Genomic DNA, 11,623 nt, shown 5'->3' on the forward strand with positions numbered 1-11,623 from the left:
TGTATAAAATAACAGGGTAATTTTATGAAGCCACTTACAGCAAGACAACAAGAAGTCTATGATTTTCTTAAACATCACCTTGAAACTACCGGTATGCCGCCAACCCGTGCGGAAATTTCTAAAGAACTCGGTTTTCGTTCCCCAAATGCAGCGGAAGAGCATTTAAAAGCATTGGCAAAAAAAGGCGTGATTGAAATTGTTTCCGGCACGTCACGTGGCATTCGCTTGTTGTTGGAAAGTCATACGGAAGAAGAATCCGGTTTGCCGTTAATCGGACGTGTGGCGGCAGGGGAGCCGATTTTAGCGGAACAACATATTGAAGGCACTTATCATGTGGATCCGACTATGTTCAAACCGCAGGCGGATTTTTTGCTGAAAGTTTATGGCCAATCCATGAAAGACATCGGCATTTTGGACGGTGATTTGTTGGCGGTGCACAGTACCAAAGACGTACGTAACGGGCAAGTTGTCGTGGCGCGCATTGAAGACGAAGTGACGGTAAAACGTCTGGAGCGCAAAGGCTCCACAATCTATTTACATGCTGAAAATGAAGAATTTGCCCCGATTGTGGTGGATTTAACCCAACCGACGCATTTCGAAATTGAGGGCATCGCCGTAGGTATCATTCGCAATAACGCCTGGATGTAAAACACCTGAAAAAACAACCGCACTTTTATTGCAAAAGCCCCGATTCAGTGTATAATTTGCGCCCTCAGTCACATCCGAATTAGTTCCTTGCTTCCACAAGATTGGTGACTGGTCTTACGTTGGAGGCTGATTAACCCGTAAGGAGCAGTAATGCGTCACTACGAAATCGTGTTTATGGTTCATCCGGACCAAAGCGAGCAAGTACCGGGCATGATTGAACGTTACACCGGTTCTGTAAAAGAAGCGGGCGGTCAAATTCATCGCCTAGAAGATTGGGGTCGCCGTCAATTAGCATACCCAATTAACAAATTACATAAAGCACACTATGTGCTTATGAATGTAGAAGCGCCTCAACAAGTAATCGACGAGCTAGAAACGACTTTCCGTTATAACGATGCTGTATTGCGCAGCCTTGTTGTCCACACTAAGCACGCCGTAACCGAAGCGTCCCCAATGGTTAAAGCGAAAGACGAACGTCGCGCTTCAACTGAAGTTGAAACCAACGATTTTGAGGATGCTGAAGAGTAATTTGAACATTGATAATCGTTTATCCATTATTGGCATTGTTGCCGGTAATCCTAAACGACGCAAAAGTCCGAATGGAATTGAACATTGTCAGTTTTTACTGGAACATCGTTCAAATCAAGTTGAAGCGAATTTAACGCGACAAGCTTGGTGTAAAATCCCGATTCAGATCAGCGGCAATCAATTAGTAGAAAAAACTCAAGGCATTACGGTCGGCAGTAAAGTCTTAATTCAAGGTTTTTTAACCACCCATCAGTTAAAAAATGGGTCAACGCAATTAGTCTTACACGCCGAGCAAATCGAATTTATAGATTAGGAGACCAGCCAAATGGCACGTTATTTCCGTCGTCGTAAGTTCTGCCGTTTCACAGCGGAAAATGTTGTTGAAATCGATTACAAAGATATCGCTACATTAAAGAACTACATTTCAGAAAGCGGCAAAATTGTACCAAGCCGCATTACCGGTACTCGTGCGAAGTACCAACGCCAATTAGCCCGCGCGATCAAACGCGCCCGTTATTTAGCGTTATTACCTTACTCTGACACGCATCATCACTAAGAAGGGGAAGGTCAAATGCAAGTAATTCTTTTAGATAAAATTGCACACTTAGGTAAAGTGGGCGATCAAGTAAATGTTAAATCCGGTTATGCCCGTAACTTCTTAATCCCACAAGGGAAAGCAGTTATGGCAACTAAAGCTAACATTGAACATTTCGAAGCACGTCGTGCAGAATTAGAAGAAAAAGCAGCTCAAGCATTAGCCGCCGCTGCTGACCGTGCAGCACGTTTAGAGGCATTAGGTTCTGTAACTATCGCTTCTAAAGCCGGTGACGAAGGTCGTTTATTCGGTTCTATCGGTACCCGCGACATCGCTGATGCAATCACTGCTCAAGGCGTTGAAGTGGCGAAAAGTGAAGTTCGTTTACCAAACGGTTTAATCCGTACATTAGGCGAACACGAAGTGACTTTCCAATTCCATGGTGAAGTTTTCTCTCACTTAAACGTTGTTATCGTTGCTGAATAATTTCGTTCTAAACAAAAAAGCCCGGTCATTGTGCCGGGTTTTTTATTTGCTCATTTATGCCTTGTCGATACATCAAATCTTTATTCACTTTTCTATAAATTACGATCCTGATCGCAAAATTGAGAACCTTTTTATTTCTACATTTTTGTTTCATTTATAATCCCTCTTTTAAATACCGAGTAAGGAAAAATATGAATAAAAATTTAGAACTCTTACTACGTTTATTGCAAATTCCAAAGCTGGGACCCACTTCAATTCATAAGATACTTGCTCAAATCAATTTAACTGATCTACAGCATTACGATGCCTCTGCATTTCAGCAAATTGGTTGGAATGCTCAGCAAATCAAAGCCTGGTTTAGGCCGGAACAACGTTATATTGAACCGGCGCTATTGTGGGGCGAAAAAGAAGGAAATCATATTCTGGATTATTTTCACCCCGATTATCCCGAATTATTAAAACAAATTGAAAGCGCACCACCGGTATTGTTCGTAAAAGGTGAGCCAAGCGTATTATCGCATCAACAAATTGCCATTGTCGGAAGCCGACAATGTTCAAACTACGGTGAATATTGGGCAAAATATTTTGCTACGGAATTGACCACTAACGGTTTCATTATTACCAGTGGACTTGCGCTGGGGATCGATGGCTTTTGTCATCAGGCGGCAGTGGATTTGAAACAGCCGACGATTGCAGTATTAGGTAGCGGTTTAGAAGAGGTTTATCCTGCCAAACATCGCAAGTTGGCACAGCATATTCTTGAGCAGGGTGGTACGTTGGTTTCCGAGTTTTTTCCGCTACAACCGCCCATTGCCGAAAATTTTCCACGTCGTAATCGCATTATCAGCGGATTATCTTTAGCGACCTTGATTATTGAAGCGACCGAACGTAGCGGCTCGTTAATTACCGCGCGTTATGCCTTAGAGCAGAATCGCGAGATCTTTGCCTTACCCGGCAATATTCAAAGTCAATTTAGCCAGGGGTGTCATAAGCTCATCAAACAGGGGGCAATGTTGGTTGAGAACGTGGACGATATTCTAGAAAATCTTGCACCGCAAATAGCATGGAAAAAACGCCCGCAAAAACGACCGCACTTTTCAGGGATCTCGAAAACGACATCTAATGCATTACCGCCGCCCATCACGCCGTCCCATCCCGAGCTATACAATAAGATCGGCTATAGCCCTATGAGTGCGGATGATTTATCCACGACGCTTAACCTGTCTATTGATCAGATTCTTATTCAATTGTTAGAACTTGAATTACAGGATTTGATTGTCGGTGAAAATGGGTTATATCGGCGGGTTTGATTGGATAAAAAGGTTTTCGGATGAAAAAGTGCGGTCATAAAAAACGCCGTTTTTAACGGCGTGACCATTCTTGTTAGTTAACCGATGCCCAGCTGACGGCGGATTTTTCTTAATAACAAAAAGACCCAAGGCCAAAGAATTCCGCTTGCCAAGGCACCGAAAATCTCCTGCCAGTTAAAGGTGGCATTATGTAGCAGCAGTTCAATGAAGAAGATGCTCAGACGAATCGCAAAGACTAATGCGACCACCAAAAGACTTTGCATCCACAAAGAGAGATTACGCAGAATGAGGTGGTACGTGCTGATTAAGTAGGCAAAAACCGATAGAACCAACGCATGAATTCCTAGTGTTGAGCCTAACACTAAATCCCAAATGACGCCGATAATAAATGCCCAACCGATACTGACTTTATGTGGAATGGATAACGTCCAGTAAGTAAATACAAGCACGATCCATGCCGGCTTAAAGCTTTGGAAACCCACCGGCCAAGGGGCGATTTCCATCACCAGAGCGATAATAAAAACGGCACTTAGCACGAAACATTGGAAAATAAAACGACCTTCCATCAGTCTTCCTCCCCATGGGGTTGTTCATTGGGCATCACCGGTGCCGGTGCATTGTTTTCCCCTGAAGCGTCCGGTGGTGTCGGCGGGGTATTCTCTTCCGACGTGTCGCTTGTACTATTTGAAGGTTCGCTATCTTCGGTCGGTACGACGGCTTTTTTCACTTTGTTAGCTTCACTGCCTTGATTTTCTAAACGTTGTTGTACCGTTTTGCGCACTTCTTCCGGTGTGATGGATTTGGCTTTACGCATATCCTCGTTAGTTGGCCATAATAAAAGCACATAACGTAATTTATCGATGGACGCTAAAGGCTTGGCGGTAACGGTAGCAAAGTAATTTTGCCCGTCACGGGAAACAGACTCGACCACCGCAACAGGGTAGCCTTCCAAAAAGCGCCCGCCTAATCCTGATGTCACCAGTAAATCGCCTTTTTCTATGTCCACGGAACGGGGAACGTTGTCTAAGGTGAGTTCATCGCTGTGACCGGTACCACTGGCAATTAAGCGCACATCATTACGTAAAACCTGTACCGGAATGGCGTGAGTGACATCGGTAATCAAGAGAACTCGACTGGTGTTTTCACCCACGGAAATGATTTGCCCGACAACCCCTTTTTCATCAATGATGGGCTGCCCGACATAGGCACCGTCTTTTTGTCCTTGGTTAATCACCACTTGTTGACGATAAATATCGGTTTCGGCAGTGAGAATTTCGGCGATTTTTTTATATTCGTCAATGCGTAACGGTGAGTTCAACAACAAACGTAAGCGTTGATTTTCCACTTTTAATTGGTCAAGCAACAACAAATCGGCGTTTTTTTCCCGCAGTTGTTCTTTTAACACTTTATTTTCGATTTGCAGTTTGTTGGTGTCCACCAAATTGTCGGATACGCCGTCCAGCACGGTGCGCGGCGTATTGGCTAAATAATAAAGCCCGCCGACCGCCGTTTCGAGAAAACCGCGGGTTTGAATCATGGTGGTGGTTTGACCGTCGGACAGGATTAAACCGATGGAGGCCGTGACGGCAAGAAAGAGCTTTAATCCTAGGGGAGGTGTTTTACCGAAAATGGGTTTCATTGTTTAATCCGGGCTAAATAAAAGTGCGGTCAAAACTTACCGCACTTTTTGTGGTGTTTAGCTTAAATTAAATTTCATCACTGAAAATATCGCCGCCGTGCATATCAATCATGTCAAGCGCTTCACCGCCACCGCGTGCCACGCAGGTTAACGGTTCCTCTCCTACGATAGTCGGTACGCCGGATTCTTTCGCAAGTAAAACATCAATGTTGCGCAATAACGCACCGCCGCCGGTTAATACCATGCCGCGCTCGAAAATATCGGCGGCGTGTTCCGGTTGACATTCTTCTAAGGCGGTACGTACCGCAGAAACGATGCCGCTGAGCGGTTGACGGATGGCTTCCAACACATCGCGGGAAGTTAAGGTAATGGAGCGAGGCGCGCCTTCGGCAATGTTGGAACCGTGAATTTCCATTTCTTTGATTTCGCTCTCATCTTGGATGTAGGCGATACCGATTTCTTTTTTGATCCGTTCGGCAGTTTGTTCACCGATAATGGAGCCGAAGGTTTTGCGGATATAAGACACGATAGCTTCATCAAAGCGGTCGCCGCCGATGCGCACGGAAGAAGAATACACGATACCGTTTAAGGAAATGATCGCCACTTCCGTCGTACCGCCGCCAATGTCGATAACCATGGAGCCGGTTGCAGTGGAGACCGGTAATTTCGCGCCGATCGCCGCCGCCATCGGTTCTTCGATTAAATATACCTCGCGGGCGCCGGCGCCGATGGCTGATTCTTTAATGGCGCGACGTTCAACTTGAGTCGCCCCTGCCGGTACGCAGATTAACACGCGCGGGCTTGGGCGCATGAAGTTGCCGCTGTGTACTTGTTTGATGAAATATTGCAACATTTTTTCGGTGACAAAGAAGTCGGCGATAACCCCGTCTTTCATCGGGCGGATAGCTTCAATGCTTTTCGGCGTACGACCTAACATTTGTTTTGCTTCTTTACCTACTGCCGCAATGCTTTTTAATGAACCGCTACGGTCACGGCGAATGGCGACGACGGAAGGTTCGTCAAGTACAATGCCTTGTCCTTTGACATAAATTAATGTGTTTGCCGTACCAAGATCGATAGAAAGATCATTAGAAAATAGACCGCGAATTTTTTTAAATAACATAGGAATTCCGTTTAGCTGAATTGAACAAAGAATGCTCACATTTGAGCGTCAAAAAAATTGTGCTAAATGTACCAAAAAATGCGGGGTTATAACAGAAAATTTTGTATAAATAAGGTAAAAAAATCCACGGGAAACCTTTACGTTCAAGGTTTTAGAGCCTGTATTTAAGCCCTTGGGCATATCATTTCCCTTGCTTTAGTCAAAACAGGGTGTAAACTGACCGCACTTTATTTGACTGATAAAAAATTATGGCGAAAAAAAACAGTAAAACCGCTTTGCAGGATCCGAATTACGCAAAAGAATTGGCGAAATATGATAACCCGATTCCCAGCCGCGAATTTATCCTGCAAATTATTCGCAAGCACAATTCCCCGATGAGCAAAGAAGAAATCTTTGCCGCGCTTGTCGTTGATAGCGAAGAACAACAGGAAGCCATGCGCCGTCGTTTGCGCGCCATGGAAAATGACGGTCAGTTGGTGTTCACTAAACGTAAACGCTATGCCTTGCCGGAAAAACTGGATTTGCTCAAAGGCATGGTTATAGGGCATCGGGAAGGATTCGGATTTTTGCAAGTGGAAGGGAAAAAAGAGGATTTTTTCATTCCGAACGTGCAAATGCAAAAAGTCATGCACGGCGATTATGTGTTGGCGCAAGCCAACGGCTTTGACCGCAAAGGTCGTCCGGAAGTGCGTATTGTGCGGGTGTTGGAAGCCAACAAAAAGCAAATTGTCGGGCGGTTTTTCCTCGAACAGGGCATCGGTTATGTGGTGCCGGACGACAGCAGAATCACACGTGATATTTTAATTCCTGATGAAGCCCGTCTCGGCGCACGCATGGGGCAGGTTGTGGTGGTGGAACTCAATCCGCGCACCGCTCCGTTCTTCCAGCCTATCGGCAAAATCACCGAAATTCTTGGCGAAAGCATGGCGAAAGGCATGGAAGTGGAAATTGCTATTCGCAAGCATGATATTCCGCATGTGTTCCCAAGTGCGGTGGAAAAACAACTTAAAAAATGGCAGGAAGACGTCCCGGAAGAAGCAAAACGCGGGCGGGTGGATTTGCGCGATTTGCCGTTGGTGACCATCGACGGCGAAGACGCGCGCGATTTTGACGATGCGGTCTTTTGTCAAAAACAGGGTAAAGGTTGGAAACTCTGGGTGGCGATTGCCGATGTGAGTTATTACGTACGTCCGAAAAGCGCGCTAGATACGGAGGCGTACACTCGCGGCAATTCCGTGTATTTCCCGAATCGCGTGGTGCCTATGCTACCGGAAAAATTGTCCAACGGGTTGTGTTCCTTAAATCCGCAAGTGGATCGCCTGTGCATGGTGTGTGAAATCACCTTGTCTGCCAAAGGCAAAATGACGGATTACCGGTTTTATGAAGCAGTAATGAACTCCCACGCCCGTTTAACCTATAACAAAGTGGCAAAAATACTGGAAAAAGACACCGCACTTTGCGAGCGTTATGCCCCGTTAGTGCCCCATTTACAAGACCTGCACGAGATGTATCGGGCGTTGGTGAAAGCCCGCCAACAACGTGGCGCGATTGAATTTGAAACTGTCGAGAGTAAATTTATTTTTAACGCCTTGGGACGCATTGAGCGCATTGAACCCGTGGTGCGCAACAATGCCCATAAAATCATTGAAGAATGTATGATTTTGGCGAACATTGCGGCGGCAAATTTTGTCGAGAAAAATCACGAAGCGGCGTTGTATCGTATTCACGCCTTGCCGGGCGAGGAAAAGCTCACGGCGTTTCGCAGTTTCCTTGCCGAATGCGGCTTAACCTTGGGCGGCGGCAATAAACCGACGCCGATGGATTATGCGGCATTGTTGGAACAGATTAAACAACGCCCTGATCGGGAATTGATTCAAACCATGCTCTTGCGCTCCATGAGTCAAGCGGTGTATAGCGCCGATAATACCGGGCATTTCGGCTTGGCATTGAGCGAATATGCGCATTTCACCTCGCCGATTCGCCGTTATCCCGATTTAACCCTACATCGCAGTATCAAATATTTGTTGGCGAAACAGAAAGGTTCCAAACGCAAAACCACCGATACCGGCGGGTATCATTATCAAGCGGACGAAATGGATGTGTTCGGCGCCCATTGTTCCTCTACAGAGCGCCGTGCCGACGATGCGACCCGCGAAGTGGCGGATTGGCTGAAATGCGAATATATGCAGGATCATGTGGGCGAAGCGTTCGACGGCGTGATTTCTTCTGTTACCGGCTTCGGTTTTTTTGTGCGTTTGAACGATTTGTTTATCGACGGTTTGGTGCACATTTCAAACTTAGCGAACGATTACTATTTGTTCGATATGCCGAAACAGCGCCTCATCGGCGAAAACAGCGGCATGATTTTCCGCGTGGGCGACGCAGTGAAAGTGCGTGTAGAGACAGTCAGTCTGGAGCAAAAACAAATTGATTTTGCGTTAATTTCCAGTGAGCGTAAACCGAGACGTAGCGGCAAAACGGCGAAAACGAAAGCGAAAAGAGCTGAAGCCGGTGCTTCTAAGAAGGCTGTGACAAAAAAAGCAGCCACAAAGAAAACGGCTATAAAGAAAACGGCGGCAAAGAAAAACACAACATCAGAAAAAAGTGCGGTTAAAAAAAGCGGTGTTTCTAAAACGAAACCCAAAACCGCCTCTAACACTAACAAGGCGAAGAAAAAAGCATGAGTGAAACCATTTATGGCATCCACGCGGTGAAAGCATTTGTCACCCATCATCCGGAACGTTTAATTGAAGTGCTGGCATTAAAAGGCCGTGAAGACCAACGTTTGCAACCCTTGATTAATGAAATTCAACGCTTGGGCATTTCCGTTCAATTTTTAAACCGACAAACCTTGGACAAAAAAGCCGAGGGCGAAGTGCACCAAGGCATTATTGCACGCGTGCACGGCTTACCGGAGTTAAACGAACATGATTTGGATCGTTTACTGGAGAGCAAAAATGCGCCGTTGTTATTGGTGCTGGACGGCGTGACGGATCCGCATAATCTAGGAGCGTGTTTACGTACTGCCGATGCGGCGGGCGTGAGTGCGGTAATCGTGCCGAAAGATAAATCCGCACAACTGAATTCCACCGCGCGTAAAGTGGCGTGCGGTGCGGCAGAAAATGTGCCGCTGATTCGCGTAACCAATCTCGCCCGTACCTTGCGCGATCTACAAGAACGTCATAATGTGTGGGTTGTCGGCACTGCAGGGGAAGCCACCGAAACCTTGTATCAAACGAAACTGACCGGGGCACTGGCGTTGGTGATGGGTGCGGAAGGCGAAGGCATGCGCCGCTTAACCCGCGAGCACTGCGATCAGCTGATTAGCATTCCGATGGCGGGCTCCGTGTCGTCTCTCAATGTTTCTGTCGCCACCGGCGTATGTTTGTTTGAAATTGTACGTCAACGCTTGGGGTAAATTCATCTGCGGATAGGACGGGGGTTGAGCTCGTCTTATTTTTCAATCTTCTTCAAAAAACACTTTCAAAAACGACCGCACTTTTCTTTGGCAAAAGCCCAAAATCATTTTCATTCCAATAATTTCCTTACAAATTATGCGCGAAAAAGAGCATTTATTTTCAGTTTTTGCACTTTGATGTTTCGCATTCAATCAAATGGAGTATATTTTTTGTGATATCTCTCACAAAATCCCATAATTCCCCTTTTCTGTTTTTAGATTTCCTTTATCATTCCAACGTGTTTTTCACAAAAGACAGTATGACTTAATCAACATTTGGAGAATTTTATGTTTGGTCCATTTAAACCGGCTCCACACATTGCGGAGCTGCCGGCAGACAAAATTGATTCCACCTATAAACGTCTTCGTTGGCAGGTATTCGCAGGGATCTTTTTCGGTTATGCCGCGTATTATTTTGTGCGTGCAAACTTCGATTTGGCGCAAAAAGGCTTGATTGAAGCCGGAATGTATAACAAAGCCGAATTAGGTATTGTGGGAACGGCGGCAGGGCTTGCTTACGGTTTATCCAAATTCTTTATGGCAATGTTATCAGACCGTTCAAACCCGAAGGTCTTCTTACCATTCGGTTTGTTATTATCCGGTTTATGTATGACCATGATGGGGTTATTCCCTTGGGCGACATCCGGCATTTTGGTTATGTGGATCATGATTTTCCTGAATGGTTGGTTCCAAGGTATGGGCTGGCCTCCATGCGGTCGTACTATGGTACACTGGTGGTCTAAATCCGAGCGCGGAACCATCGTTTCCATCTGGAACTGTGCCCACAACGTCGGCGGTATGGTGCCGGGCGCCATGGTGTTGTTAGCCAGTGCCATTTATTTCAGCACTCACGGCGTTGAAGCGACAGCAAAAGATGTATGGCAACAATCCCTTTACTATCCGGGTATTGCCGCCATGATCATCGCCATTCCAATCTACTTCATCATGAAAGATACACCGCAATCATGTGGTTTACCTCCTGTAGAAAAATGGCGTAATGACTATCCGGATGACTATAACGAAAAAACTTACGAGCACGAACTTTCTACTAAAGAAATCTTCATGACTTACGTATTGAAAAACAAATTGTTATGGTACATCGCAATTGCCAACGTATTCGTTTATTTAATTCGCTATGGCGTATTAAAATGGTCCCCGGTTTACTTGGGTGAAGTGAAACACTTCAACATTAAAGGTACCGCTTGGGCATACACCATTTATGAATTAGCGGCAATTCCGGGTACATTACTTTGCGGTTGGGTTTCCGACCACCTATTCAAAGGTAAACGTGGTTTAACCGGTTTCATCTTCATGATTTTAACTACGATCGCAGTAGTGGCATTATGGAAAAATCCGGCAACACCGGAAGCGGAAATTGGTAACTACGCAGCATGGTATCAAAACCCATATCAATTAACTGACTTTATTTTAATGACCACAATCGGTTTCTTAATCTATGGTCCGGTTATGTTGATTGGTTTACATGCGCTTGAACTTGCACCGAAAAAAGCAGCAGGTACTGCAGCAGGTTTCACCGGATTATTCGGTTACTTAGGTGGTACGGTTTCTGCGTCAGCTGTTGTAGGTTGGGCTGCTGAATTCTATGGCTGGGATGGCGGTTTCTACGTCATGATCGCAGGCGGTATCTTAGCGGTGTTATTACTCTTCATCGTAATGGTAGAAGAAGGCAAACACAAAGCGAAATTAGGCGATACTTACGGTACTAAATAATTAGCTTAAAAAGGCGACAGGCAAATAGCTTGCCGCCTTTTTTGTAATTAGAGTTCTTTAAAAATGTAATCTTGCCTTTCCCTGCTTGCGGGGGAAGGTGCCCGAAGGGCGGAAGGGGGGAACTCCCCCCCTCAGTCGCTTCGCGACAGCTCCCCCCGTAAACGGT

General features: G+C 45.7%; 12 protein-coding genes. 9 read left to right on the forward strand and 3 right to left on the reverse strand.

Translation table 11 applies throughout. The features are described from left to right. The first annotated feature begins 24 nt into the window (after positions 1-24). The 6 genes from lexA (at position 25) to dprA (ending at position 3,507) form a co-directional block, all read left to right on the forward strand. The gene (lexA, locus tag DK430_RS10340) at positions 25-648 is read left to right on the forward strand and encodes a transcriptional repressor LexA (protein WP_109078980.1); all 624 of its coding nucleotides are present in this window, start codon (positions 25-27) and stop codon (positions 646-648) included. Positions 649-798: 150 nt separating this feature from the next. Further along, positions 799-1,176: a 30S ribosomal protein S6 gene (gene rpsF / locus DK430_RS10345; RefSeq protein ID WP_109078981.1), complete on the forward strand. Its 378-nt coding sequence runs from the start codon at positions 799-801 to the stop codon at positions 1,174-1,176. Beyond that, on the forward strand, positions 1,163-1,489 hold the full coding sequence (gene priB, locus DK430_RS10350) for a primosomal replication protein N (RefSeq protein ID WP_109078982.1): 327 nt from the start codon (positions 1,163-1,165) through the stop codon (positions 1,487-1,489). The genes rpsF and priB overlap by 14 nt, the downstream gene beginning before the upstream one ends. A gap of 12 nt (positions 1,490-1,501) precedes the next feature. Continuing rightward, on the forward strand, positions 1,502-1,732 hold the full coding sequence (rpsR, locus tag DK430_RS10355) for a 30S ribosomal protein S18 (protein ID WP_005541294.1): 231 nt from the start codon (positions 1,502-1,504) through the stop codon (positions 1,730-1,732). A 15-nt stretch (positions 1,733-1,747) separates the two neighbouring features. Beyond that, on the forward strand, positions 1,748-2,197 hold the full coding sequence (gene rplI, locus DK430_RS10360; RefSeq protein ID WP_109078983.1) for a 50S ribosomal protein L9: 450 nt from the start codon (positions 1,748-1,750) through the stop codon (positions 2,195-2,197). A 191-nt stretch (positions 2,198-2,388) separates the two neighbouring features. Beyond that, positions 2,389-3,507 (forward strand): DNA-processing protein DprA, encoded by a 1,119-nt coding sequence (gene dprA, locus DK430_RS10365; protein ID WP_109078984.1) that lies wholly within the window; start codon positions 2,389-2,391, stop codon positions 3,505-3,507. Positions 3,508-3,584: 77 nt separating this feature from the next. On the opposite strand, the gene mreD is transcribed toward dprA, so the two are convergent. From mreD to DK430_RS10380, 3 genes are all read right to left on the reverse strand, one after another. Further along, on the reverse strand, positions 3,585-4,073 hold the full coding sequence (gene mreD, locus DK430_RS10370; protein ID WP_109078985.1) for a rod shape-determining protein MreD: 489 nt from the start codon (positions 4,071-4,073) through the stop codon (positions 3,585-3,587). Continuing rightward, entirely contained in the window at positions 4,073-5,146 is a 1,074-nt protein-coding gene (gene mreC, locus DK430_RS10375) for a rod shape-determining protein MreC (RefSeq protein WP_109078986.1), read from the reverse strand. The genes mreD and mreC overlap by 1 nt, the downstream gene beginning before the upstream one ends. A gap of 67 nt (positions 5,147-5,213) precedes the next feature. Continuing rightward, positions 5,214-6,269: a rod shape-determining protein gene (locus tag DK430_RS10380; protein WP_109078987.1), complete on the reverse strand. Its 1,056-nt coding sequence runs from the start codon at positions 6,267-6,269 to the stop codon at positions 5,214-5,216. A gap of 248 nt (positions 6,270-6,517) precedes the next feature. On the opposite strand from DK430_RS10380, the gene rnr reads away from it, so the two are divergent. The 3 genes from rnr to glpT all read left to right on the forward strand — a co-directional run bounded on the left by rnr (position 6,518) and on the right by glpT (position 11,457). Next, the gene (gene rnr, locus DK430_RS10385) at positions 6,518-8,953 is read left to right on the forward strand and encodes a ribonuclease R (protein ID WP_109078988.1); all 2,436 of its coding nucleotides are present in this window, start codon (positions 6,518-6,520) and stop codon (positions 8,951-8,953) included. After that, positions 8,950-9,687, forward strand: a complete 738-nt coding sequence (rlmB, locus tag DK430_RS10390; RefSeq protein WP_109078989.1) for a 23S rRNA (guanosine(2251)-2'-O)-methyltransferase RlmB — start codon at positions 8,950-8,952, stop codon at positions 9,685-9,687. The genes rnr and rlmB overlap by 4 nt, the downstream gene beginning before the upstream one ends. Before the next feature lie 327 nt (positions 9,688-10,014). After that, complete coding sequence (gene glpT / locus DK430_RS10395) at positions 10,015-11,457, forward strand: glycerol-3-phosphate transporter (protein ID WP_109078990.1); 1,443 nt, start codon at positions 10,015-10,017, stop codon at positions 11,455-11,457. The last annotated feature ends 166 nt before the right edge of the window (positions 11,458-11,623 follow it).

The organism is Aggregatibacter kilianii (assembly GCF_003129965.1).
GTDB lineage: Bacteria > Pseudomonadota > Gammaproteobacteria > Enterobacterales > Pasteurellaceae > Aggregatibacter > Aggregatibacter kilianii_A.